This is a genomic window from Peribacillus sp. TH16, assembly GCF_016651095.1.
Taxonomy (GTDB): Bacteria; Bacillota; Bacilli; order Bacillales; family DSM-1321; genus Peribacillus; species Peribacillus butanolivorans.
On the sequence record NZ_JAEKEM010000002.1, the window covers coordinates 786,338 to 810,579 of the forward strand.

The following is a 24,242-nucleotide window of genomic DNA, read 5'->3' on the forward strand; positions in this document are numbered from 1 at the left end:
TAAATAATAAAAAAGGACACCTTATAAAGTGTCTAGATCGTCTCTGTATAATTTTCCCCGATACCTTCTGGCGTCCCGGTAGATCCCTGTTTCTTCATCCCATTCATCGGGACCAGTACCTTGATGAAAACCAAAATTCCACATAACTTTTCCGATTTGTTCAGATAATTCTCTTGAATTGGTCCTGTTCTTTGACCACACTTCAATTTGATAAAGACAATCATAAGTTAGCCAGGTATCATCAGCGAAATCTTTAGGAAGAGGTACATCTAATGGATCTATGATGATATTAGGAGCCATTGTCACGCTGCTGGTTTCAGGAAAATCATAAAATTTAATCCTTCCAGAAGCCTTCTCCTTAATATATGGGTCAGCAATCAGCTCATTATAGACCATCCCTAATACATCCATTAAATTCCCTCCCTTATTGATCGTTTAATTGCCTCACGATAAGCCCTTTCAGCGTTTCTCATTGCTCTTGCAATTGAACCCTTCCCTTTTGGGTTTGGGTTTTGTACGGTGCCAAACTCATTTAAATGAATGATTCGATAACGTTCTTTCGGACCACGCCAATAAACTTTAACAGTCCTAACACCAGCTACCCACATCGGCTCTGATATTTTCATTTCTTCAATGGATGCTCCGGTATCTTTAAAGGATGCAAATTGACTTTTTAGTTCCTTTATAAATACTTGGGCACCTCGTTTTAAGGCTTTATCACTTAATTGCTGCGCCTTCATTTTTCCGATACGTCTTTCAAGCTCTGCAACCAGTGCTTTTTCACCTTTGATCTTTACACTCATTCGGTTAGCCTCGCTACGATTGTGATAAACTCCTTATTTTGCAAATCGGGTTGAACGTGTTTGACATTATATCGCTTGTCTCGGTATTCAGGAGCATCGATGGAAAGATAATGCTTATTATTTGGGATATAGTCTGCTTGTGGGTCTCGTATCTTGATTGTGATATCAGATAAGGTCCCGTTAGCCTTAGCAATCTCCAAGTCTTTCAACCAAACATTATCAACCTTGGCCCAAGCACGATAGAGAACCCTTTTTTCGTATTCACCCGGTTCTGGTCCTTCATTTGCTGTATACTCATGAAAAATAACGGGTGTACGTAAATCCCCCGTCTTCACTCTTGGCGGTTTATATTTAAACGGCTGCATCTGATTCACCCTCTTTAAATGCAATCGATAATCCTAAACTATTAATTTGATTAAGGAAATTATCGTTGAAATACTCAAGGGCATCGTTGTAGGCATAACGAGTACGCTCAAACACTAACTCTTTCGCCCTTTCATTTTCGTCGATATCAAACTTCCCGCATTTTTCCTGCAAATCCGCAAGCGAAAAGGACAACAATCTTTTTAAATTGTCGTCCTCGCTTGAATGTGATATATGCATACGCTCTTTAAATTCTTTTAATAGTTCAAGTGTGACCAATTAAATCACCCCTCAAGGCCGCCTTCCAAGTCTAGATCTAAGTCAAAGACTTGCACTGCATAATTATCTTTTGGCTTACCAGTGGCGTATTGTTTCGCGATATAAAGTGTTGCATCTTCCATGGCCATTGTTTGGTCAAATTTCTTTACTTCCATCGCTCCACCGACAGCTGCAACATACTCACCACGAATAAAGAATACAACTTTTCCTTTTGGTACAAACATGGATTCAGTAATGGTTGGATTAAATGGCAAGCTTGTCACGTATATACCTGCAGCATTTTGGACGGTCGCATTAGCTTGGATGCTAAAGTTATCAAAGGGATTGACAATCATTACAACTTTTCCAGCCACATTGCGGACCTTTTCTTCTTCATCTTTCCCAACTGGACGAATAGATAATTTTTCGACAACACCTTTTAATTCATTGATTGTCGCCCTACCTGGTTCAAATGTAAGGATACCGGCAGATGCCTTGTCAGGATATTTTCCGTCCACAACAGATCCCTTCAAATCTTTTAACAATCCAATCGGCATGTCTTTCCCTGTCCCTGCAACATATCCACGCTCAAGACCAACGGACATTGCTTCCGAAATCATAGTCCGAACATAGCGCTCCACCCATACAGGTCCAAGTTTTAGCATGTCGTTTGATAGAGGAATAAAAGCTGTTAACTTAAGTTGGCTGATAGACTCTTTTCTAAACGTTGCATTTAGTTGCCCTTGGATGTCTCCAAATAATGGGCCCCATACTGCAGCACCTTCCGGATCTCCATAAATGAATTCTGTAACCGCACCAAGATTTTGAATACCTAGTTGCTGCAGTAACGGATGCCCTTCAACTAAATCATCAAAAATCCGTTCTTGTATTGTTTTAGGCAGTGTTTCTGTATCTTTAAACCCACCCTCTTCAATCACGACATTGAAAAACTTTGTCTCTTCACTCGTAAGAACATTAGCGCCCCTGGCTTGCATGATGGAACGGTCAAGCATTGATGTATTAACTTGATTCATAATATCTCCCTGTACATCCTGAGCCAACGCTTCCAGCATATTATTTAACGCAACAGACTGTTCTTCAGCATTTCCTTCCTGTGTTGCTTTAGCAAACGCCTGTTTTTTCTCTGCAAAATTATTAAATTTAATTGTCATTATCCATACCTCCTATAAATGTAAAAAGAGACTGCTCAAGTTCTGTTTGGGTGCAACAGGATCAGGAACAATCTCTTTTGGTTTTAATTCATTTTTGATTTCATTTTTAAGTTCAGCAAACATTTGTTTTAATGTGTTTTCGTCGATGCCTGATGCAGAGATAGGTTGCTTTGGTGCAATAGCAGCCGTAATTTTATTGTTAAATGCTTTTGCTTTGTTCTCAAAGATTTCAGACTCGACTTCTTCTGGTTCAGCATCGATGATTTCATCAATTAGCCCATATTTTAATGCTTCTTCAGCAGTAAGATATGTTTCATCATCGAGTAATTTTTTCATCGTATCCGCATCTACCCGATTTGTATATGATTTCAGTACAGCTTGGCTTACCTTTTCAACATCATCAGCAGCCTTTCGAAGTTTTTTAGCGTCCCCAGCTACAAATGTTTGAGCATTGTGGACCATCAGCATGGTATTTGCATGCGCTCGTATTTTATCAGCACCCATACAAATAACGGATGCAGCACTTGCCGCCATGCCTGTTATCGTCACAGTAACAAGTCCTTTATGATCTTTAAGAGTATTACAAATATCAATTCCTAAAAAGGCATCACCACCATAAGAATTAACGGATAAATCAATATCCTCATCTTCTTTAATAGACTTCATTTGATAGTTAAAATCCCAAATACTCGAATTCCAGTTGATAATATCACATTTGATTTTATGCTTCATTTTTCTCACCTCCTTTAAGTGCTTCTGAACTTTCTTGATAGTTTTTGGTGATGAAGTATTTATCCATCATAGGGTCGTCCACCCTTTCCTCACCTAATGCTTCACGCAATTCATTACCGTTAAATGCCCCTGAAGCTCTCAACTTATCAACGGCGGCAGCTACATCAAAAATATTACTGTAAGAAACCCGTTTAGTTTCCATCTTCTTCCCTGCCAAGTATTCCTTTTTATCGATCATCTTGGCATTCAATTCATCTTTGATTTTTTTCAAGAAAGGATCAATGCAAAAAGTCATGTAATTGCGAGTAGGCTTTTCTACATCAGCCATATCACCGTGAAGTAAGGAAACCGGAATACCTAAGGCTTTGGCAACTTGGTTGAGAAAACCGTCAATTACCTTGGCGACTTCATCCACACTTTGAAGCTGAGTAGAGTTCTTCAATTCCTCTAATCTAAATCCTTTTTGTTGTGGAACAATTGCTACTGACTTATAGGTGAAAGCATTGTAGATTTTGTTGATATAATTCTGTAGTTTTTCCTGTGTCTTTTCCGTTTTATCAGTGACTGCCTCTATATCTACGAAGCCGCGAATTTGATTCTTGCGATTCTGAAATTCTATGATCCTACCAAATAGTTCTCCATAATCGGAATATAAGCCATCAAACAAAGTCGATAGCAAAGTCGATAGCTTTTTGTTGCTATATTCCAAATAAATAACATCGTTCATTTGAAATGTTCGAGAAAACGTAAAGTCCTTAATGGTTACATCTTTAAATGAATCATTGACCAAGGCATATTCAACTCGTGTGAAAGAGTCCGCAATCAATAAATCCTCGGTATCCGACTGGATGATCAAACACTCATTGTCATAGATCAGCTTGTGAACAACAGTTTGCCAAAATTGACTGGCTGACATGTTCGGGTTCGGTCTGACATTTAACCGATAATACATTTCATCCTTCACAATCTTTTTATCCTTCTTCACATAAAATTCCGATTGGCTAATGGTACGGCCAATCATATTGATACAGGTTTGGATAGCCAATTGCTTCATGTGAATTTTCTTGGAAGTATCTTGGATTAAATCAAAATCAAACATGAATTCAAGTTCTTTATTTCTACTTTTCATCAGATCTAATATTCCCAATATCTCACCTCCTTTTTAAAAAGGCTTTGTTAATCATTAATGTTGATTTTTGAACAAATAAAAGAGACCACTTATATTATTGTGGTCTACTTTATTGGATCCTATGGAACTAACGCACCCGTTAGTTCAAGAAGGAAAACCAAAATCAATACTTGATTTTGGTTTATCATTTTATAAACGATTAAACTTTATACAAAACGGTGCAACCTTTTTATAAACGGTACGACTTTATTTTATAACTACAGGAGATTTTCTAAAACAAAAAGATTAGCGCGAAGGCTAATCTTTTTGTTTTAGATTGATGGTTTAATAGTCGACTAGTCTGTATTCACCGAACATATTTTCTACCGTTACTTAATCATTTTTTCTATCTTATCAGTGTCAGAATCAAGAATACCATAAACAACTCCTGGCATATTATAAAGATAACTTTCGTTATCAAAAGTATATGAAAGGATAGGTGAAACAGTCATAAAATCAAATTCCTTTTTACCTTTATAAAAGGTATTAATTTTAATGTGTTTTTTATCATGTGGTTGAAATTCGAAAGGTCTATCAAATTGATAGGATAGATTTTTCGTAAGATCAGAAATTCTAGATGGAGAAATAGTCTGGTCTGTCTTGTTTCTAAGATTAATATCTAAACCTAAATACGGATATGCAACAGTATATTGACCTGATGGTTCAAAGTGTTTATTTTGATAAGACATATCATTTTGTACTGTTATACTTCCAATATCATAAGTTTCTGTATTCTCGTTATTAAACTGAATTAAAAGTTGGTCAGCCGTTTCAACATTATTTGTTAATGGTTTTAAAGTAACAAGAATATTAACTAATTTATAGTTTTTATGAACAATTCCAGTATCTACTTGGTAATCGACAATCCTTATATTAGGATTATTTAATTCAATAGATGATACTACGTCCACGAGAGAAGAATCCTTGTCTTTAATATTTTGAACACCAAAAATGTTGAATGACATACCTTCTTTATCTTCAATAATGTAACTTATTAAGTTATTCGCAAACTTAAGTTTTACTTCATCAGTTTGATTACTTTTTTTTCCATATTTATGGTCGGTTTTCGTTAGTATAAAAAAAGCCGAAATCACACATACAGATATTATCAATCCAATAATAATTTTCTTATTTTTTACCATAAACACTCTTCTCTCAAAAATTATTGATATACGACCTGTAAATAAGTGTCTTTACGTGGAGCATAATGATTAGTTTTTTTGTCAGAATACAATATCCCATTAAAATTATATAACAATACTCGAACATACCTCTTATTAAAATCGCTATAGAAAGCTAGTTTACTGAACTTTTTTTTGTCTGCGGGAATAGTTATGGCAACAGAATATGTAGTGGTTACTGAATTTGAAACTCCTAAAGAACTCGAAATACCACCTGCACTTGCACCTGCATCAGATGACACAGTTGAGGTTGCAGAATTACTCTTGGACCATTGGTATGAGCTTGCCTTCGCCCATGAACCTGTTAAATACCTAACGCGTTTTTTTACTTTGGTTGGTCCTTCTAGAGTTTTGACTACTCTATCTACTGCTTTAGTTCATTCTCTCTTTGGGTAAACTAGGTTGTCGATATTCTACAACCATTAAAACGGTATCACTGTGATTTAATTCCCACGTAAAGTGTCTTTTAAAATCAATAATAAATACATCTTCCTCCGTAGCATCATAATCTGTTAAATTCCCCATCCCATAAACTTCATTACCATCAGCTAATAAACAAATACTCCCACTAGTCATTTCTAAGAGTTTTCTTATGGCTCTATGATTTGATAATTTAATAGGAGAAGTGAACTTTAAAATCTGGTTAACTGAAGGATGGTCAATATTTGAAATTATAATTCTCCCGTTACTTTCTCCACCTTCATAGTACTGGGTGGAAATAAGATTGAATATCTCAAACAAGTCAAATTGCCCATGAAATTTAAAAGACAATGATTTCAGAAATCTTTCTCCACCACTTCTAATAAACTCACCATCATTTCGACTTAATACATTAAGTTCTTCTCCTACATCTGGTATTTGCAGAGCCTTAGAACACGTACTTAAGAATTCCGTTATTGTAGACTCAAGCAAAGATCTCATGATTTTATATCTTCCAAATACAGTATGTGTATTAAGGCTAGGAATAGATTTAACAGCTTCCTTGTTTAGTTGTAATATTGTAAAAACCCAATAACCGCGGATATTCACAGGCATAGATACATAAAATGATGTATTTAGATTCTCATATTCTTTATCAAGAATTTTAATCATTGCATTTACTTTTGCCTTTAGTTCAAGCCTATGATGATATTTTTTTTCAGCCCGCTCACCACCTTTTAGCATTAGTCTGTCAGGATCATTATCATAAATTTCATTTGCTATATCATTTACCTCACAAAATAATTCGGGCTCAAACGGAGTATCGATTGTAACTATGTCTACTGGATTTGGATTGTCTATTCCATTATCTTCAGCCCATATCCCTACCACCCATACTTTTGGGTTTAAATCCAATCTTAATTCATTGAAAATTTGTTTAGCTGTGGTATTTATCGAGACTTGAAAGTGTGGTTGAAATCCCCATACATACATCCAATCATCCTTTCTAGGTTTGAATATTTATATCACTAATTATTTTGTTTAAGTACAATTCTAAACAATGTCCATTAACATTAACATAAAATTCAAATTATTTTAAAGTAATCTTCAACAATCTGGCCCTTTAATGGAATAACATGACTCACGTTTTTTAAAAAACTTTATTTTCACTTAACATCTTAAATAACTCAAATGGATGTCATACCGAACTTATATGTCGTTGAAATGTGTGTCTCCAGATAGAAAAAGAACAATTTTGACCATGATTATATGGGCGAAATATAAAATAACCTGTAAGGCACAATTACTAATCAATTTCGACCAACTAATTTTGTACCTATAACAGTTATAAAATCATCTTCCTCAAAGGGTTGCTCAGTTTTTTGCAATAGCATTGGAGAAATAAACAAAGTTACCACCTCAAGAAAATTGTAGCACTAATATTACAATATTCTCTGAGGTAGATGATGTAAATTCAACAAATAATTTCGGTTTTTTGCTAATTTCTCAATGATATATAAAACCAAACACTTTTTTCTTTGTATTTATATCTGGTTTACAGTGAAGAAAAAGAACACAAAAAAAGAGGAAATTACCAATCGATTTTCCCCTGCATTTTGTTGAGTTCATCTTGTTTAATTCCTATGTAAATTAAGGTTTCTCGTTGATCCGTGTGATTCAGGATCTGTTGAAGAGCTACGACATCGTTGAATTTCTTGTAATGATTATACCCGTACGTCTTTCGAAGGGATTGGGCCCCGATTCGTTCCAGTCTGAATTCCTCCGCCAACTGACTCAAAATCACATAGGCCATTCCCCTTGTGATCGGTTTGTTTTTTCCGTTTCGGCTTTTAATCAAATACTCATTCGAGGGTTTGTCTTTCACATAACTGCGGATCGCCCTTTTCAATTCATTCGACATCTTCACTTCTTTATGTTTATCCGTCTTCTTTTCCTTCAGGACAATGTCCCATCCTTGCACATCCCTTACCCGTAATCGAAGAATATCCGAGATACGTAGGCCTGTATGGATTCCGAGCAAAAACATAATGTAATTTCGTTCATTATTCTGTTTCAGGAAGTCTTTCATATCCTGCAGCAGGGCCTTGTCACGAATGGGTTGGACCACGTTCATTCGAAACACCCCCTTTTTTATAGACTTCGATTTTCAAGGCGAAGGCCAGGCGCAACACGGCCTCTCCTTTAATGGCATAATACTTGGTTTTTCCTAGCCCTAATTCAGTCCAAATTAACAGGTCGTAACCGTGTTGATCATGGAGAAGATACTTTTTCACCATGATCAATTTCTCGATATCTTTCAAACTATTCACCGCATCGTGCATTTTCGTTAAACAATCCGATCGGTTTTGCTCAAATTCAATCCGTTCTAGTGCTGCATCTTCCGTGCTGGAATGAAACGCGTTGGTGTTAGAAGGAGGCACCAATGAATAAGAGGGTGTCACTTTTGGCATTTAAAAAATAGGAAGTGTGATTAAGAAATCTCGATATTCTGAAATCGCCTTCTACACTTCTCTTTTGGTCTTTTTTTCATCAACAGCCGGCATATCACTTCTTCTTTTCATGTGTCCTGGCACCTCTTTCTATTCTTTAGGAATTTGACGTTCTAGTTCATCATAAGCATATTGTACATAACGACTTGGCTTTACCGGACTGATGGCGCCCGTGCGTTTGTCCGTCCGATACCGATCCACTTTCCATTTGATTAGGTACTTGATTTTTCTTTCTTTTTTTCTTTTTCCATTTCAATTCCTTCTCTCTTTTTCTAAATAAAAAAGGACATCCATTGAAAACAGGAATTCTAGTTTCCTATCTTTAATGAATGTCCTCCAGTTTTTCCGGCCAGACGTTTATGAACTATACAAACCTCTAAACTCTAAGAACTTTCTTGACTTTATTTTTAAGCATTCATTATTTCCCTATTCCCATCATATTTATGCAATATGTCACATAATTTATTAGTTTTTATTTGTGAGATTTCTCCAAATGTTTGTCGAATCTTTTAATGATGGAAGTGACTATATGAATACTACTCAAAAAATTAATATTGGTCTTTCGCAGTTTACTGAATTTACTCTGAAAGGAGTTTCAGCAAAAACCAACATGGTAAGAAAAATCAAATATCAAAAAGAGTATCATCCAGCCTTCGATTATTGGAAGCAACTTAGAGATCAGATTGTTTCGTATCATAAAAATGATTTAAACAAAAATTGTTTTGAGAACCTAATTCCAAGGATTGATATAAAAAAACAACCGAACTATATATATGCAATCAGACAATATTTAAAATTCCTAAATAAGAAAGAAACGATATGGTTTGATCCTGGAAAGTCTGTCTGGATTGGCGATAAACTTTCAGTTCGCTCTTCTTCTGAATTAGGTCTTTTAATTAACGGTGTTCCACACCTCATTAAACTTTATTTCAAAGGAAAAAATGATAAGGTTGATAAGAGAAACATTAACTCATCACTGATACTGCTAAATACTTCAAGCTATGATAAAACGTTCAATTTCGAGGTTAATCATTCTGTTTTAAATTTGCATAAGAACAAACTTTATATAAAGAATGATTATAATGAAGACATGTTAATTGCTTTAGAATCCGAAGCAAGTCAATTTGTTTATATCTGGAATAAAATTTAATTAACTTCATTTCCTAAATCATTCATGTACTGAGCACAAGATTTACATACCCACTGTTCTTAATTAATTTGTAATTCAGCTTCGTTATCTGAACAAACTACACATTGCTTTTTCTGAATCACTTCTTTATAAGTGGTTCTTTTTTTCAAATTTCAACACCCACTTTCATTTTAGGAGACATAATTAAGATAATTGGAACTATTTTATTTTATTTAAAACACTAATCGATACTGGTTTAAGAAAAGGTGAAGCTTTAGCTCTCCAGGTATTAGATTTAGATTTCACTGATAATAAAATTAAAATCTACAAAACTTTAAATTATGATGTTTTGGATATTGATAAAATGTTCGGACCACCTAAAACCGAAACATCTTATAGAAAAATTTTAATCGACGAAAGCCTTACTGCTCTATTAACGCGTCATGTTATTAAGCAAAAGGAAATAAAACTGAAATTGGCAGAAAGGTATCATAGAGAAACTATTCTTGTTTTCGAACGAGGAAATGGCCTCCCCTATTCAAAATCCACCTTACAGAGGGCTTTTATTCGCATATGTAGAAAAGCAGGAATTACAAAACATATAACCATTCACGGTTTACGACATACTCACGCTGTTTTACTTCTTGAATCTGGAGCAAGTTTAAAAGATGTACAAGAACGACTGGGACATAAATCAATTCAAACAACAGCAGATGTTTATGCTCACGTTTCAAAAGAACTCGAAGAAAAAGGTGTGGTTGGTTATTCAAAATACATGGATTATGCTCAACATAATATGAAATGTGGTCAATCATCCAACTCATAGAAATATCACTAAAATAAAAAAAGCCTTGGCAACTGAGAAACTCAGTAATGCCAAGGCTTTTAAGCTATTAATAAGTAGACATATATTGTTCGCGTTCCCATGGGTGAACTTGTGTGCGGAACATATCCCACTCAATTTCTTTTGCTTCGATGAAGTGTTCAAGCAAGTGATCACCAAGAGCTTCTTTGATGATTTCATTGGATTTTAATGTTTCCAATGCAGCATATAAAGTAGCTGGTAGATCTACGATTCCTACTTCTTCACGTTCTTCTTTATTCATTACATAAATGTTACGGTCAACTGGAGCTGGAGGAGTTAGGTTGTTTTTGATACCGTCAAGACCAGCTTTCAATATTACAGCAAGTGCCAAGTATGGATTGGCTGCTGGATCGACACTACGTACCTCAACACGAGTACTAACACCGCGTGAAGCTGGGATACGAATTAATGGGCTACGGTTTTTAGCAGACCAAGCAACATAACAAGGAGCTTCGTAACCAGGCACTAGACGTTTGTATGAGTTAACAGTTGGGTTTGTTACCGCTGTGAAGCTAGGAGCATGCTTAATGATACCTGCGATAAATTGCTCTGCTGTTTTACTTAGTTCTAATTTTCCTTCTGTATCGTAAAAGGCATTTTGGCTTCCTTTGAATAAAGAAACGTTACAGTGCATACCTGATCCATTAACACCGAACAATGGTTTAGGCATGAATGTTGCGTGTAAACCATGTTTACGAGCAATCGTTTTAACAACCAATTTGAAAGTTTGGATGTTATCACATGCTGAAATTGCATCTGCATATTTAAAGTCAATTTCGTGTTGTCCTGGAGCTACTTCATGGTGGGATGCTTCAATTTCAAATCCCATTTCTTCAAGTTCAAGAACGATATCGCGACGGCAGTTTTCTCCTAGGTCAGTAGGTGCAAGGTCAAAGTATCCGCCTTTATCATTCAATTCTAGAGTTGGCTCTCCAGCTGCATCTAGTTTGAATAAGAAGAATTCTGGTTCAGGTCCAAGATTAAAATCAGTGAAGCCCATTTCTCTTGCTTCAGCAAGGACACGTTTTAAGTTAGTACGAGGGTCTCCATCAAAAGGTGCTCCATCTGTATTATAAATATCACAAATTAGACGAGCAACTTTACCTTTTTCAGAAGTCCAAGGGAAGATAACCCATGTATTTAAATCAGGATATAGGTACATATCAGATTCTTCGATACGTACGAAGCCTTCAATAGAAGATCCGTCAAACATCATTTTGTTATCAAGAGCTTTTTCTAATTGACTAACTGGGATTTCAACGTTTTTAATCGTTCCTAAAATGTCAGTAAACTGTAAACGGATGTACTTAACATTTTCTTCTTTTGCTAAACGAGTGATGTCTTCACGTGTGAACTTTGCCAATTTTAATTCCCCCTAAATAATAATTCATAAATCATATTTTTCATTGGAAAAAACGGGACATATCCCCTTGTCGAAGAGATGTTCGATGCTTACTGCCTTGTAAAAGCTCAGTACGTAGAAGCTTACGAAGCTCCTCGTCACTAAGGTCCTGTCTTATCTTTTCCGCTTGTTCTAAATCTTGAGTCTTAGGTAAGTTCTGTTCCTTTACAGTGAAAATTTTTTTTATGCCGGCCAGATTGACTCCTTGTTCGATTAAATCTTTAATCTCAAGTAGTCGATCAATATCGTTTAAAGAAAAAACCCGACGATTTCCATCTGTTCTCATAGGAGTAATTAGTTGATGCTCTTCGTAGTATCGAATTTGACGCGCAGACAATTCAGTTAGCTGCATCACAATTCCGATGGAAAAAAGAGGCATCGAACGCCGAATGTTGTTGCCACTCATTCTTAGCATCCTCCTTTTTTTATCTGATATAATCATATTACATGTTATTAAACTTGTCAAGATGATGTTACATTTTATGACGTGATATTTTTAGAAAAGCAAAATGATTTGTAACTTATCAAATATTATGACTATTATTTTTTCTGTGAATCCAGTTAAACTGGATTCTGAGACGAAAACTGAAAAAATTCAGCTAGTATTCTTATTACAATTGGATCAGTTTTTTATCCATTAAAGAATTCACAGCAGTCAACACGGCGATTTTAACATGAGCATATGTTAATCCACCTTGAACATAGGCAACATAAGGAGCTCTTGTCGGACCATCTGCTGTCAGTTCAATGCTTGCTCCCTGAATAAAGGTTCCTGCTGCCATGATCACATCGTCTTCATAGCCAGGCATATATGCAGGATATGGTGTCACATGCGAATTGATTGGTGATGCATATTGAATGGCCTGACAAAAGGCAACCATTTTATCCCGGTCATCAAATTGGACAGATTGAATTAAATCGGTGCGTTTCGCATCCCATCTAGGATACGTATTCATACCGATTTTTTCTAAAAAGGCAGCAGTGAACATGGCACCTTTAACGGCTTGTCCAACGACGTGGGGCGCAAGAAAGAATCCTTGATACATTTCCTGCAAACTATAAAGCGAGGCACCAGCTTCCGCACCAATTCCTGGTGATGTTAAACGATAAGAGCAAGCTTCGACCAATTCTTTTTTACCGACAATGTATCCACCTGTCTTTACTATTCCGCCACCTGGGTTTTTAATGAGAGAACCAGCCATTAAATCTGCCCCTACATGACACGGCTCTTGAGTTTCAACAAACTCCCCATAACAATTATCTACGAACACGACGATTTCTGGGTTTATCTCTTTAACGAAAGAAATCATCTCTTTAATTTCATCAATCGTAAAGGAAGGACGTGTAGCATACCCTTTTGAGCGTTGGATTCCGATCATTTTCGTATTCGGTTGAATTGCCTGTTTAACGGCTTCAAAATCAACTGTTCCATATCCCGATAACGGAACAGCCTTATAACTAATTTGAAAATCACGCAAAGATCCGATACCCGAGCCTCGGATACCGACAATCTCTTCCAATGTATCATATGGCTTTCCAGTTATGTACAGCAATTCATCCCCTGGACGTAATATGCCGAACAGAGCAGTTGAAATCGCATGTGTACCCGAAATTATTTGCGAACGCACCAATCCCGCTTCTGCACCAAAGACATCGGCATAAATCAATTCAAGAGTGTCGCGGCCGATATCATCATATCCGTACCCTGTCGTAGGGATGAAATGAGAATCACTCACTCGATGTGCTTGATAACTTTGTAACACACGAAATTGATTTTCTTCAATTCGTTCATCAACTTGTTTATGTAACGGAGAAATCATTGCTTCTACTTCCTGGGCAATGTTTTTTAACACTTCTCCATGTGTTAACTGCTGATACATCTAAATTCCCCTTTATAATGAATATTTCTCTAGCTGGCCGGTTAATGGATGATCAGCTAGACAAAAACCTTTGCATTCATATCTTTCCGATCCTTCATTAAAGGAGAGAGTGCGCAATATGGTTTCATTTTTCAGCTGTGATAATAGTTTACCCTCACTTGAAGGGAGGAAAACATTATACGGGATCATTTCATCAATCACATACTTTTCAATTTCTTCCATGATTTGATTCAGGTCTGAATGATCATAGGCACTTATTAATAATGAAGCATTACTAGATGACCTTACAAAGTCAGTATGAATCCTATCTTTCTTATTATACAACGTTAGCTGTGGAATGGAAGGGACTTCTAAGTCATTTAGCAAATCGTGTACCGTTTTCTCGTGATTAAAGTAATCCGAACTTGAGGAGTCGACAACGTGGAGCAATAAATCAGCTTCCTTCACTTCTTCGAGTGTCGAGCGAAATGCTGCGATTAAAGAAGTCGGCAAATCTTGTATAAAGCCAACAGTATCCGTCAGTAGCACGGTAAATCCGCTAGGAAGAATGGCTTTTCGAGTCATCGGATCAAGTGTAGCAAACAACTGGTTCTCCTCGAAAGAATCTGCCTCAGTTAAACGGTTGAACAGCGTTGATTTACCCGCATTCGTGTATCCGACCAGGGCAATTTGAAAGGTTTTATTTCGTTTCCTTCTGTCGCGATACCGTTCACGATGCTTAACTATCCCGCTTAATTGTTGTTTGATTTCATCAATTTTCCCACGAATGTGGCGGCGGTCGCTTTCTAACTTCGTTTCTCCAGGTCCTCTTGTACCGATTCCGCCTCCAAGCCTGGACATTGCCGTACCCTGCCCCACCAAACGCGGCAATAAATATTGAAGCTGAGCCAGTTCAACCTGCAGCTTCCCTTCTCTTGAGCGCGCTCGCTGAGCAAAAATATCTAAAATAAGCTGTGTCCGATCTATGATCCTTGCTTGCAAATGTTTAGAAAGATTACGAATCTGACTTGGAGATAATTCATCATTAAAGATAAATAGATCCGGCTCCAACTCTTCTTCTAAATTCTGAAGTTCCTCCACTTTTCCTTTACCTATATATGTAGACGGATCAACCCTTTCCCTTTTCTGAGTGATTGTCATTAGCACCTCGCCATTCGCCGTCTTCGCTAACGAAGCCAGCTCATCCAACGAATATTCAAAACGCTCGTCAGCCTCTGTTGTTTGGCATCCTATTAATACAGCCGTTTCCTTCATTGATTCATCCAAATCGGCACCACCTTTATGAAAGATTTCAGTTAATCATAACAAAAAAAATTAAACTTATAAAACTTTCGTAAAAACAAAGATTTTAACCATTTTAAATTATTCGATAACATGCTAAAATCAAATTTGACTTTAACATCAAATTGAAAAGACATAGAGGGAAAAACATATGACATGGGAAGTATTAAGCCTCATAGGTACAATTGCATTTGCCATAAGCGGGACCATTATTGCCATGGAAGAAGAGTATGATATTTTAGGAGTCTATATTTTAGGAATCGTAACCGCTTTTGGTGGAGGAGCAATCCGAAATTTATTGATTGGTGTACCTGTATCAACATTATGGGATCAAAGTTTCTATTTTATCATTGCATTAGTATCTATCACCATCGTTTTTGTTTTTCCTACCATTCTATCAAAGCATTGGGACAGATGGGGGAACTTAAGTGATGCGATTGGTCTTTCTGCCTTTGCTATACAAGGGGCCATGTATGCGGTTGATCTGAATCATCCCATAAGCGCCATTATTGTTTCAGCTGCGTTAACAGGATGCGGCGGCGGGGTAGTCCGTGACGTGCTGGCCGGAAGAAAACCATTAGTCTTTAGAAAAGAAATCTACGCAGTCTGGGCCATCATTGCAGGCTTAGCGTTAGGCAGCGGAGTCTTATCTCAGTCATGGCAGCTATATACGCTCTTTACCGCTATCACTTTATTGCGCGTCCTTTCCTACACATATAATTGGCACCTTCCTAATAAAAAATGGGTACCAAAAACATAAATCTGAAAGCCCGCCATTTTTGGTGGGCTTTCGTATGTCATTCTTTCTCATCATCCTCAAAAATTAAATCCTGGCTGGTTAAAGTGAGTAAATCGACTTTTTCAAACGAATCTTCTATTAATAGCCGCATTGCCTGCGCCCTAATCGACTTTTCAAGAACATTTCGGATATAGCGGCCGTTAGAAAACGATATAGGTCCACGAAACGAACGTAATATGATTAAATGATCTTTTAATTTTCTCTCAGCATCCCTGTTCATAATATATTCACGTTCCTGAAGCATTCGATCAGATATTTCCATCAACTGATCAATCGTATAATCTGGAAAATCTACAACAAGCGGGAACCTGGAATGAAGGCCAGGATTTAGACTGAGAAAATAATCCATTTCTCGTGAGTATCCTGCAAGAATTAAAATGAATTCGTGTTGTCGGTCCTCCATATGTTTCACGAGCGTATCTATGGCTTCTTTGCCAAAGTCCTTTTCGCCTCCTCTCCCCAAGGAATAGGCCTCATCAATAAATAATATCCCGCCAATGGCCTTTTTAATTAAATCACGCGTTTTTTGGGCCGTATGACCAATATATTCTCCGACCAAATCTGCCCTCTCCGCTTCAATTAAATGCCCCTTCGAGAGTACATTCATTTTTTGAAACAACTTTCCAATTAAACGTGCAACAGTGGTCTTCCCTGTTCCAGGATTTCCTTTAAACATCATATGGAGCGCTTGACGACCAGTCTTCAGCCCTCTTGTTTCCCGCTGCTTATTGATGTAGATCCAGGCATATATTTCTTTTATCATCCGTTTCATTTCTTCCATGCCAACTAGCGCTTTTAATTCATCTTCAATTTCCTTTAATGCTACATGCTGGTGGGGAATTTCTTGCACTAATATTTCTTTTTCTTTTATCGGCAGATCCTTTTGTAGCGCTTTTCTATTTTCCGCATTAAACACAATGTTGATTTGCCCGTTATTTTTCATACGGATCGGTTGTTCCAATGCATTCACCTCTCCATCTTGGACACCTGACGCCACAATTTTCATTCGATTTATGATGGCCATATGCCGTAGTAATGAGCACAGCCTTTAAACTAAACCAATCGGGAAATTCCCTTATTACTCTTCATGATTTCCTAAGCTTTTAGAATAATTAGCTAATTCCCTCTTCAAACGGCGACTTAATTAAACAGGATTCTCACCTCTAGAATATAAATACGACAATTTTATCTCCATTTCATCAATTCTTTTTTTGAAAATGTCATTTCCTGCGCTTTCCCGGAAAATAATCCGTCCCTTAATATATATTCAAAACGTGTGCGTAAAATAATCGAATCCTTGAAAAAGATACAAGAGTAGGCTCAAAAAAAAAAAAAAACAGGTCGCTATAAGCGAAGCCTGTCTTTTTGATCCATTTATATGATTATTCCTTCACTTCGTAATCAATTTGGACATTACGTTGTGGAGCGAATGTAGAAATCGCATGTTTATAGACTAATTGCTGCTTGCCCTCTGATTCAAATAAAACAGTAAAATTATCGAACCCTTTAACCTGTCCTCTAATTTGGAAACCGTTTAATAAAAATACCGTCACATACGTACCATCTTTTCGTAATTGATTAAGAAACTGATCTTGAATATTTACTGATTGTTTCATGTATTAGTCCTCCTCTTTTCTCTCTAAATTTATGTATTCGCCTTTATTGAAAAGCTTTCCTGCTATAAACCCAGATATTTCATGTATTTTTTTTGAAAAATCTTCTAGATTGGTCATATCAAACCAAATTACATCCATTTTATTCCGGAACCAAGTCAATTGCCTTTTAGCATATCGGCGAGAATTTTGCTTTAAAGCCTCTATTGCTTCCTCTAATGATGCTCTTTCATCAATAAAATCATAGATCTCTTTATAGCCAATAGCCTGTATTGATTGGCAATCCCTCAAACCTTGATCATAAAATGACTGAACCTCTTGAATCAGCCCTTCTTCTATCATCCCGTCGACGCGCTGATCAATACGCTGGTATAATTTTTCCCGATCCATTGTCAAACCAATGATGCACGTATCATATTTCATTTCTGTCGGCTGTTCATCCAACTGCTCACTCATCGTTTTTCCTGTACAATGAAAAATCTCAAGTGCTCTGATTACCCTTCTTACATTATTAGGATGAATACGTTTTGCACTTTCTGGGTCAACACTCCGTAATTGTTCAAAAACAGGATCGATTCCTAATTCCTTAACTTGTTTTTCCAACATACCCCTGTAACTGGGATCAGATGGCGCTTCTGAAAATTGATAATCATAAATGACCGATTGTATGTATAGACCTGTACCACCGACGATAATAGGGAGTTTTCCTCTGTTTTGGATATCCTCGATACATGCATTAGCACGCTCCTGGAACTCAGCCGCGCTAAATGGTTCATCCGGTTCCTTAATATCAAGCAAATAATGAGGAATTCCCTCTGTTTCTTCTCTCTTGATTTTCGCAGTCCCTATATCCATCCCTTTATAAACCTGCATGGAATCTCCGCTGATAATTTCACCATTAAATTGTTTAGCCAACTCAATGCTCATTTTCGTCTTACCAACAGCAGTCGGTCCGATGATAACGAGAAGTTTTCTTTTTTGTTGTTTCAACATTCTCACTGCCTTATATGATTTTTCCCTATCTTATCATAATCTCGGGGAAAGCAGCCAAACATCTATCCATTATGTCCAAAAGCTATTAGTTTATTCACATCTTCTATCGAAACCACCCTGAATAATATTCACTAAAACAAGGTGATTAATATTTTTTTAAGTGATGCTACTTTTTTCATTAAAAGGTTTATTTAGACGATAAAGGTGCTTTTCTCTCTGGAAAAAAGATGACTACGCACCCTAAAAGGAGTCAAGAAAAATGATTTATGAAGAAACATACCATTATCTATTACGTAATGTATCCTCTACTGAATTCGATACTTGCTTATATTCGCTATTACATATCGACTGGGAGGGTGTTGTTCAGCGTTCTTTACATCAAATGGCTCAAGGAATAGGCACAACAAAAAAATATTTATATCAAACACTTAAAAAACTTTCGAACAATCAACATAAGGTTTTCATTCCCGTTGAAAGTAATGGTGAAAAGAAATATATATTCAAACTTGCTTGACCGGCCATCTTGACTTCAAAGTAAAACAGACCTCTATTGTAAAAAATATAGTTTCTTCTATAGTAGTGTGTTTCGTAATTTACCAATCCATTCGAAAAGGTTACTGATGATGCCCGCTTATCGGATGTCTGTATTTTTCATAAGTAATCTTTCGTAAGGCCAGTCGTATCAAGGCTCCTAGCAACATAGTTATTAAAGGTACTAAAAGAAGGTTCTGAATGAATGGGATACTTAAAATTATTATGAATAAGGGAATGAAACTTGAGAGATTAAATAAGAGACAAGCCATATTATTAACCACCTAAATCTGTATGTAATGCATTCTATAATAAAAAAGAAAAATAGACCGTATCAAACCGGTCTATTTACTTTCCTATCATTATATTCTCTATTACAAAAGGAACTAGCTCATTCTTCCATATACAGGTATCATCATCGTAACGGTGGTTCCTGTCTCATTAGACTTTACGGTAATGTCACCATCATACCTGTTAACTAAGTCTTTTACGATAAACAGGCCTTGTCCTCTAACCTCCCCCTTTTGTGCCTTTTTGGTAGAAAAGCCGCTGACAAAAATATTTTCCCGATCTATAGTAGAAATCATAGGTCCGGTATTGGTAACCTCAAACGTATACTTTTCTTCGTTGGCTTTACAGATTATATTCATTCGGCGTTCTTGCTCAGGTAATTCAGTCGTTGCCTCAATAGCATTGTCGATTACATTCGATAACATTTTAATCAAGTCAATTGTTTTGACCATGTTGAAAGAATTAGGAGAAACATCAAGTGTAATATCGATGTTATAATTCTGGGCTGAGAGCTTTTTCGTCTCTAAAAGTACAGATAAGCCAGGATGATTCACATCCAATTTCATCGATTCAATCGATCGCACTTCTTTTGAGAGACCGGTTAAATAATCTAATGCTTTACCATTTTCACCAAGCTTGAGAAGTCCATGTATAACTTGAATATGATTTGAAAAATCATGTCTTAATGAGCGGACAGAAGCGATAAGTGATTGAAATTCTGATTGATACGTATCCTCAGTATCCCCCACTTCCCGTTTCAATTCTTTTTGATACCATTTTTGAATCATAAAAAAGGTAACTAACAGCATAATAACAAAGCCCCCATTATAAACGAGGATGGCAATACTGCTTTTTAATACCTTTCCGTTAATGGTATTAATATCCTCTGCGCTCACATCAATACCTAAAAAACCAATAATGGCGCCTTCATGATCTTTTATTGGCACCCCCACAGTCAAATATTCGCCATATGCTGGATCCTTCAGTATTCCAGTAATAAAGCTTTTTCCTTCATAGGCTTGTTTGACCTGCTTTTTAGGAACCGTGCACACCCCTCCAATAGGAAATTCCTTTTTAGAATCTTTAGAAAACCCGGTAATCATAGCTCTCGATTCTTTCGGATTATCCACCATCAGAGTATATACATACAAAGCCCCAATTTTTTCCCGTGCATCCTCTAAGTAGGTTTCTATATCCGTATATTCTTGGCTCTTTACTGGGTTATTGAGGAAACGTTTATACGCCTCTATATCCATTGAGTCAGCAATAGACTTAGCAGCTACCAAGTTTTGATTCGCAACAGATTTCTGAACAGAATTTTTAATACTTAAATAAGTAGAAAACATGTTTAGAAGAATAAATAGTATTAATAAAATAATTGTCAAATAAAGAAATGCCCTTAACTTTTTATTTTTCATAGCATTAAATTTACCTCATCTCTAGCAGTTAAAAGTTAACGAACCCATTCTGAGTTTACTATATAAAGGGACAAAGAAATAGAGAAAAATCAAATCACCTCTATAATAGCAGGCTTATAAGACTATATTTAATCAAATAATTACCAGATAATTCACTTCGTTCTTTTGAATTTTTCTCAACTTGCTATGATCCTGAAACTCTTTACATTTCAAACTACTTTAAATCCAATTTTTACAAACTAAAAAAACCATTCCACTTCCTTACATTTTACAAATAAACTAATAAAATCCAACATCTAACTATACGTTCCCCCAACTAAACTATGTTATTAACATTCAAAAAAGCCAATAATATTCTATCGCCTCTTGAAATAAATAATTTTACCCTTTATATGAAAATATTTCAAGATTGAAAAGGTTTTACGAGTACAATACATACCAATTTTCACATTATTTCATTCACCTTTTAGTAACATATTACCTAGCTAAACCAAAAAACAGACTGTTTCACTCTTGCTGGCACTATTGAACTACTTATAGATTTTGAAAAAATCAAATTGAATTTGGCCTGTTCCTTAAGAATGAGGATAGAAACATTTGAAAGGGAACACCAAAGGTTCCCACTCATAGTCGTAGCTCACACCAGAAAAAACCTCTGGATTCAATATCTTAATATCAAACAAGAAGGAATCAGAGAATAAGCGTCTGATTCCTTCTTAATTGGCACCTTATTCTATTTAATCGTACTAATAACTGCCCGCTCATACATTATCTTTGTTACTTGGTAATATAGTAGCTGAAGAAGAAAATAGGTTCCGATAACTATAGCCGAATAGCCGAGCAAATTAGAGCCCAATAAATTACTTAATGCGACGAAAGCAACGATCGCATGAATCATCCCAATTACAAAAGGAACAAAAAATAGAATGCGTATCTCAGCACTTAGGATTTTGCGGATTTCTTTTCCTGTTAACCCCATTCGATGCAGAGCATTAATTTGGATTTTTTTATCTTCCAAATTCGTAAACACACGAAGATACATCATGCTTCCTTGGACGATAAAGAATAATAAACTGACAAACAGGCCGATAAATAGAGTTAACATACTTCCCTGCCTCACTTTCTCATAAATCGGTGCTCTTGTTTGCACTTTATTCTGTTCAGGGTTAATAGCTATTTTTTCGATTTTCTCAGATGCTTCTAATGCATCCTCCCAATCTTTAACTTCGTACCCGCGCACCCTTACCTTTTGTTTTAGAGGCACATTATCAGTAATATCAGTATACAACTTATCATCGACAACCATCAGAGTAGTTGCTAATCCGATTGGGGCTATTACGGTTTGATTCCGCTGCCCTAACATAGTTACCTGTATGATATTTTTTCCATAATGAAGTTCCTTTTGATCACCTCGTTGTACGAATTGAGAATCTAGTGTTGCATAAGGAAAAATAAATAATGCTTCATCTCCCGACAACTCGACAGGGTCTAGCTTTCGAAATGCTGCGACTTTGTTATAGTCTCTTTCCGAGATTAATAATGACTGATTTTCACTAGGTTCTCCTGTACCTATTTGGGGAATCATAGTTGTAACCGGCACACCTGTCACATTGACTTTGTAGGGTACCTTAAATCCATCTTTCTTTAAGGTTTTCTCTACTTCTGAAGGCTCAATAACGGAATAAACAGAAGCATCATTTTCTATCCAGCCGATTGCTTGTGGAATGTTATCCATCCCCTGCTTCTTTAAATCTGCAGTGAACATAAAAAGCGTTCCAGCTGCTGTCAAAATGACAGCAGTAATAATCGAAGTCAAAAAGAATAATCTCGAATAATTCTTAATATCAAAAATAAGGTTAGTTTGAGTAATTAAATTCGTCCCATTATATAAGCTTTTCTTCTTCCTATACAGCCTTCTGCACATAGCAACAATACTTTGGCTGAATAAAAAATAAGTACCAATCAGCACGAAAAATAAAATCGGCAATACTCGTAGTAATGAATTGTTTAGTGTCATAGTAGCTGCCAAATAATAAGAAATACTTAAACAAATTACGGATAATGCAATTAACCACTTGGATACGAATGGCATCTTTTTTGGTTTTTGTTTATCTTTTAGTAAATCGACTACCTCTAAATTTTCGATTTGTAACAAAGATAGGAGTGATAATAACTGAAATAATAAAAAGAAACCAACAATCGTATAAACAAAAGCTTTAGGGACCAAGACAAATGCTAATGGTTCATCGACCGCTAATAAAGACGAAACAATCATTAGGAACAACTTTGAGAATAAAAATCCCAAACCTACCCCAATCGCAATCGATACAAGAGACACAATCGTTTGCTCCATATAAATTAGTCTTCTAAGTTGAGATTTAGACATTCCAAATAGTGTGAGCAAACCAAACTCTTTTTTTCGCGGCTGTATAAAAGCTGTATTAGAATAAGAGATAAAGAAAACGGAAAAAACAATGATTACTATTTCAGCCGCAATAAGCGCAACACGCACAATCTGCCCACCACTAATATTTGCATTGACTATGTCAGGATGAAAGATAAAGGATGCATAGATAAAAAAGATTGAAACGGAAAAGACAATGCTGAAAAAATAGGCAAGATAACGTTGGGTATTTCCTTGGATATTTCTCTTAGCGAGATGTCGAAGGTTCATGATAGCCACCTCCCAGTACACTCAACGTATCTAAAATCCGTTGATAGAAGCTCTGTCTTACCCCTCCATTGTGAACCTCAGAAAAGAACTTACCATCTTTAATAAATAGAATCCGATCACAAAAACTAGCAGCAGTTGGGTCATGGGTGACCATTAGTATGGATGCCCCTTTTTCCTTCTGAAGCGTTGTGAAGGTATCCATCACCTGCTTGGCAGATTTGGAATCTAAATTACCTGTCGGTTCGTCCGCTAAAATAATGGATGGTTCGTGAATCATTGCTCTTGCACATGAGGTTCGTTGCTGTTGACCTCCAGAAATTTCAAAAGTCCGTTTATCTAAAATTCCCTCTATACTAAGAAGATGTGCCAACTGATTTACTCGATCTTCCATTTCTTGCTGTTTATAATGATCTAACGCTAAAGGAAGAAGAATATTTTCACGAACTGTGAGTGTATCAAGAAGGTTAAAATCCTGAAAAACAAAACCAATTTCCCTCCTGCGAAACAAAGCAAGATCACGGTTTTTCAATTCATTAGGGTTTTTTTCATTTAGAATGACTTTCCCAGAAGTAGGCCTATCAATGGTTGCCATTAGGTTCAGCAAAGTTGTTTTTCCGCTCCCGGATGGTCCCATCACCCCAACAAACTCCCCTTTTTGAACATCCATGGTAAAGTTGTCTAACGCTTTATGAAATAAATTTCCTTGCTTTTGAAAATAGGTTTTGGATAGTTGCTCTGTTTTTAATATCGCCATCTATA

26 protein-coding genes are annotated in these 24,242 nt (G+C 36.3%); 5 read left to right on the forward strand and 21 right to left on the reverse strand.

Going from position 1 to position 24,242, the window contains the following annotated elements:
• Positions 1–21 precede the first annotated feature (21 nt).
• From JFV29_RS03755 to JFV29_RS03790, 8 genes are all read right to left on the reverse strand, one after another.
• Positions 22–411: a hypothetical protein gene (locus JFV29_RS03755; RefSeq protein ID WP_201181325.1), complete on the reverse strand. Its 390-nt coding sequence runs from the start codon at positions 409–411 to the stop codon at positions 22–24.
• On the reverse strand, positions 411–803 hold the full coding sequence (locus JFV29_RS03760) for a hypothetical protein (protein WP_201181327.1): 393 nt from the start codon (positions 801–803) through the stop codon (positions 411–413). Before JFV29_RS03760 ends, JFV29_RS03755 begins: the two co-directional genes overlap by 1 nt.
• Complete coding sequence (locus JFV29_RS03765) at positions 800–1,168, reverse strand: phage head closure protein (RefSeq protein ID WP_201181329.1); 369 nt, start codon at positions 1,166–1,168, stop codon at positions 800–802. The genes JFV29_RS03760 and JFV29_RS03765 overlap by 4 nt, the downstream gene beginning before the upstream one ends.
• Entirely contained in the window at positions 1,155–1,406 is a 252-nt protein-coding gene (locus tag JFV29_RS03770; RefSeq protein WP_201183358.1) for a phage gp6-like head-tail connector protein, read from the reverse strand. Before JFV29_RS03770 ends, JFV29_RS03765 begins: the two co-directional genes overlap by 14 nt.
• A gap of 44 nt (positions 1,407–1,450) precedes the next feature.
• Positions 1,451–2,596, reverse strand: a complete 1,146-nt coding sequence (locus JFV29_RS03775; protein WP_201181330.1) for a phage major capsid protein — start codon at positions 2,594–2,596, stop codon at positions 1,451–1,453.
• 12 nt (positions 2,597–2,608) lie between these two features.
• Complete coding sequence (locus tag JFV29_RS03780) at positions 2,609–3,328, reverse strand: head maturation protease, ClpP-related (protein WP_201181331.1); 720 nt, start codon at positions 3,326–3,328, stop codon at positions 2,609–2,611.
• Positions 3,318–4,475: a phage portal protein gene (locus JFV29_RS03785; RefSeq protein WP_342366495.1), complete on the reverse strand. Its 1,158-nt coding sequence runs from the start codon at positions 4,473–4,475 to the stop codon at positions 3,318–3,320. Before JFV29_RS03785 ends, JFV29_RS03780 begins: the two co-directional genes overlap by 11 nt.
• A 350-nt stretch (positions 4,476–4,825) precedes the next feature.
• A complete protein-coding gene (locus JFV29_RS03790; RefSeq protein WP_201181332.1) occupies positions 4,826–5,638 on the reverse strand; it encodes a hypothetical protein in 813 nt (270 codons plus the stop codon).
• A gap of 174 nt (positions 5,639–5,812) precedes the next feature.
• On the opposite strand from JFV29_RS03790, the gene JFV29_RS03795 reads away from it, so the two are divergent.
• On the forward strand, positions 5,813–6,073 hold the full coding sequence (locus JFV29_RS03795) for a hypothetical protein (RefSeq protein WP_201181333.1): 261 nt from the start codon (positions 5,813–5,815) through the stop codon (positions 6,071–6,073).
• Here the strand turns inward: JFV29_RS03795 and JFV29_RS03800 are convergent.
• The 3 genes from JFV29_RS03800 to JFV29_RS03810 form a co-directional block, all read right to left on the reverse strand.
• The gene (locus tag JFV29_RS03800) at positions 6,050–7,090 is read right to left on the reverse strand and encodes a hypothetical protein (RefSeq protein WP_201181334.1); all 1,041 of its coding nucleotides are present in this window, start codon (positions 7,088–7,090) and stop codon (positions 6,050–6,052) included. The two genes, JFV29_RS03795 and JFV29_RS03800, sit on opposite strands and share 24 nt — an antisense overlap.
• Before the next feature lie 598 nt (positions 7,091–7,688).
• Positions 7,689–8,231 carry a tyrosine-type recombinase/integrase gene (locus JFV29_RS03805; RefSeq protein ID WP_201181335.1) on the reverse strand — a complete coding sequence of 181 codons (543 nt, stop codon included), beginning with the start codon at positions 8,229–8,231 and terminating at the stop codon, positions 7,689–7,691.
• Positions 8,206–8,568 carry an ArpU family phage packaging/lysis transcriptional regulator gene (locus JFV29_RS03810; protein WP_446728210.1) on the reverse strand — a complete coding sequence of 121 codons (363 nt, stop codon included), beginning with the start codon at positions 8,566–8,568 and terminating at the stop codon, positions 8,206–8,208. Before JFV29_RS03810 ends, JFV29_RS03805 begins: the two co-directional genes overlap by 26 nt.
• Positions 8,569–9,136: 568 nt before the next feature.
• Between JFV29_RS03810 and JFV29_RS03815 the strand changes: the two genes are divergently transcribed.
• On the forward strand, positions 9,137–9,757 hold the full coding sequence (locus JFV29_RS03815) for a hypothetical protein (protein WP_201181337.1): 621 nt from the start codon (positions 9,137–9,139) through the stop codon (positions 9,755–9,757).
• A 205-nt stretch (positions 9,758–9,962) separates the two neighbouring features.
• Positions 9,963–10,562, forward strand: a complete 600-nt coding sequence (locus JFV29_RS03820; protein WP_201183362.1) for a tyrosine-type recombinase/integrase — start codon at positions 9,963–9,965, stop codon at positions 10,560–10,562.
• A gap of 67 nt (positions 10,563–10,629) precedes the next feature.
• Here the strand turns inward: JFV29_RS03820 and glnA are convergent, their stop codons facing one another.
• The 4 genes from glnA to hflX form a co-directional block, all read right to left on the reverse strand.
• Entirely contained in the window at positions 10,630–11,964 is a 1,335-nt protein-coding gene (glnA, locus tag JFV29_RS03825; protein ID WP_053345435.1) for a type I glutamate--ammonia ligase, read from the reverse strand.
• A 40-nt stretch (positions 11,965–12,004) separates the two neighbouring features.
• Entirely contained in the window at positions 12,005–12,409 is a 405-nt protein-coding gene (locus JFV29_RS03830) for a MerR family transcriptional regulator (protein WP_201181339.1), read from the reverse strand.
• 205 nt (positions 12,410–12,614) lie between these two features.
• A complete protein-coding gene (locus JFV29_RS03835) occupies positions 12,615–13,883 on the reverse strand; it encodes a methionine gamma-lyase family protein (protein ID WP_201181341.1) in 1,269 nt (422 codons plus the stop codon).
• A gap of 12 nt (positions 13,884–13,895) precedes the next feature.
• Positions 13,896–15,137: a GTPase HflX gene (gene hflX / locus JFV29_RS03840; RefSeq protein WP_201183364.1), complete on the reverse strand. Its 1,242-nt coding sequence runs from the start codon at positions 15,135–15,137 to the stop codon at positions 13,896–13,898.
• 178 nt (positions 15,138–15,315) lie between these two features.
• Between hflX and JFV29_RS03845 the strand changes: the two genes are divergently transcribed.
• The gene (locus JFV29_RS03845) at positions 15,316–15,924 is read left to right on the forward strand and encodes a trimeric intracellular cation channel family protein (RefSeq protein ID WP_201181342.1); all 609 of its coding nucleotides are present in this window, start codon (positions 15,316–15,318) and stop codon (positions 15,922–15,924) included.
• Between the two features lie 37 nt (positions 15,925–15,961).
• On the opposite strand, the gene spoVK is transcribed toward JFV29_RS03845, so the two are convergent.
• The 3 genes from spoVK to miaA form a co-directional block, all read right to left on the reverse strand.
• Entirely contained in the window at positions 15,962–16,924 is a 963-nt protein-coding gene (gene spoVK, locus JFV29_RS03850) for a stage V sporulation protein K (RefSeq protein WP_053348021.1), read from the reverse strand.
• Positions 16,925–17,345: 421 nt separating this feature from the next.
• Positions 17,346–17,579 carry an RNA chaperone Hfq gene (gene hfq / locus JFV29_RS03855; RefSeq protein ID WP_034313436.1) on the reverse strand — a complete coding sequence of 78 codons (234 nt, stop codon included), beginning with the start codon at positions 17,577–17,579 and terminating at the stop codon, positions 17,346–17,348.
• Positions 17,580–17,582: 3 nt separating this feature from the next.
• The gene (gene miaA / locus JFV29_RS03860) at positions 17,583–18,569 is read right to left on the reverse strand and encodes a tRNA (adenosine(37)-N6)-dimethylallyltransferase MiaA (RefSeq protein WP_201181343.1); all 987 of its coding nucleotides are present in this window, start codon (positions 18,567–18,569) and stop codon (positions 17,583–17,585) included.
• 259 nt (positions 18,570–18,828) lie between these two features.
• On the opposite strand from miaA, the gene JFV29_RS03865 reads away from it, so the two are divergent.
• Complete coding sequence (locus JFV29_RS03865; protein ID WP_201181344.1) at positions 18,829–19,083, forward strand: hypothetical protein; 255 nt, start codon at positions 18,829–18,831, stop codon at positions 19,081–19,083.
• Between the two features lie 403 nt (positions 19,084–19,486).
• Here JFV29_RS03865 and JFV29_RS03870 read toward each other — a convergent pair whose 3' ends face one another.
• The 3 genes from JFV29_RS03870 to JFV29_RS03880 form a co-directional block, all read right to left on the reverse strand.
• Positions 19,487–20,809, reverse strand: coding sequence for an ATP-binding protein (locus JFV29_RS03870; RefSeq protein WP_201181345.1), 1,323 nt, complete (start codon positions 20,807–20,809; stop codon positions 19,487–19,489).
• A 733-nt stretch (positions 20,810–21,542) separates the two neighbouring features.
• Positions 21,543–23,483, reverse strand: coding sequence for an FtsX-like permease family protein (locus tag JFV29_RS03875; RefSeq protein WP_201181346.1), 1,941 nt, complete (start codon positions 23,481–23,483; stop codon positions 21,543–21,545).
• Entirely contained in the window at positions 23,461–24,237 is a 777-nt protein-coding gene (locus JFV29_RS03880) for an ABC transporter ATP-binding protein (RefSeq protein ID WP_053345427.1), read from the reverse strand. Before JFV29_RS03880 ends, JFV29_RS03875 begins: the two co-directional genes overlap by 23 nt.
• Between the last annotated feature and the right edge of the window lie 5 nt (positions 24,238–24,242).

What these genes read in the sequence shown, in the direction of transcription:
- JFV29_RS03755 (WP_201181325.1), bottom strand. Translation starts at nt 411, where the DNA reads ATGGATGTATTAGGGATGGTCTATAATGAGCTGATTGCTGACCCATAT.
- JFV29_RS03760 (WP_201181327.1), bottom strand. Translation starts at nt 803, where the DNA reads ATGAGTGTAAAGATCAAAGGTGAAAAAGCACTGGTTGCAGAGCTTGAA.
- JFV29_RS03765 (WP_201181329.1), bottom strand. Translation starts at nt 1,168, where the DNA reads ATGCAGCCGTTTAAATATAAACCGCCAAGAGTGAAGACGGGGGATTTA.
- JFV29_RS03770 (WP_201183358.1), bottom strand. Translation starts at nt 1,406, where the DNA reads ATGCATATATCACATTCAAGCGAGGACGACAATTTAAAAAGATTGTTG.
- JFV29_RS03775 (WP_201181330.1), bottom strand. Translation starts at nt 2,596, where the DNA reads ATGACAATTAAATTTAATAATTTTGCAGAGAAAAAACAGGCGTTTGCT.
- JFV29_RS03780 (WP_201181331.1), bottom strand. Translation starts at nt 3,328, where the DNA reads ATGAAGCATAAAATCAAATGTGATATTATCAACTGGAATTCGAGTATT.
- JFV29_RS03790 (WP_201181332.1), bottom strand. Translation starts at nt 5,638, where the DNA reads ATGGTAAAAAATAAGAAAATTATTATTGGATTGATAATATCTGTATGT.
- JFV29_RS03800 (WP_201181334.1), bottom strand. Translation starts at nt 7,090, where the DNA reads ATGTATGTATGGGGATTTCAACCACACTTTCAAGTCTCGATAAATACC.
- JFV29_RS03805 (WP_201181335.1), bottom strand. Translation starts at nt 8,231, where the DNA reads ATGAACGTGGTCCAACCCATTCGTGACAAGGCCCTGCTGCAGGATATG.
- JFV29_RS03810 (WP_446728210.1), bottom strand. Translation starts at nt 8,568, where the DNA reads ATGCCAAAAGTGACACCCTCTTATTCATTGGTGCCTCCTTCTAACACC.
- JFV29_RS03815 (WP_201181337.1), top strand. Translation starts at nt 9,137, where the DNA reads ATGAATACTACTCAAAAAATTAATATTGGTCTTTCGCAGTTTACTGAA.
- JFV29_RS03830 (WP_201181339.1), bottom strand. Translation starts at nt 12,409, where the DNA reads ATGAGTGGCAACAACATTCGGCGTTCGATGCCTCTTTTTTCCATCGGA.
- JFV29_RS03835 (WP_201181341.1), bottom strand. Translation starts at nt 13,883, where the DNA reads ATGTATCAGCAGTTAACACATGGAGAAGTGTTAAAAAACATTGCCCAG.
- hflX (WP_201183364.1), bottom strand. Translation starts at nt 15,137, where the DNA reads ATGAAGGAAACGGCTGTATTAATAGGATGCCAAACAACAGAGGCTGAC.
- JFV29_RS03845 (WP_201181342.1), top strand. Translation starts at nt 15,316, where the DNA reads ATGACATGGGAAGTATTAAGCCTCATAGGTACAATTGCATTTGCCATA.
- hfq (WP_034313436.1), bottom strand. Translation starts at nt 17,579, where the DNA reads ATGAAACAATCAGTAAATATTCAAGATCAGTTTCTTAATCAATTACGA.
- miaA (WP_201181343.1), bottom strand. Translation starts at nt 18,569, where the DNA reads ATGTTGAAACAACAAAAAAGAAAACTTCTCGTTATCATCGGACCGACT.
- JFV29_RS03865 (WP_201181344.1), top strand. Translation starts at nt 18,829, where the DNA reads ATGATTTATGAAGAAACATACCATTATCTATTACGTAATGTATCCTCT.
- JFV29_RS03870 (WP_201181345.1), bottom strand. Translation starts at nt 20,809, where the DNA reads ATGAAAAATAAAAAGTTAAGGGCATTTCTTTATTTGACAATTATTTTA.
- JFV29_RS03875 (WP_201181346.1), bottom strand. Translation starts at nt 23,483, where the DNA reads ATGAACCTTCGACATCTCGCTAAGAGAAATATCCAAGGAAATACCCAA.
- JFV29_RS03880 (WP_053345427.1), bottom strand. Translation starts at nt 24,237, where the DNA reads ATGGCGATATTAAAAACAGAGCAACTATCCAAAACCTATTTTCAAAAG.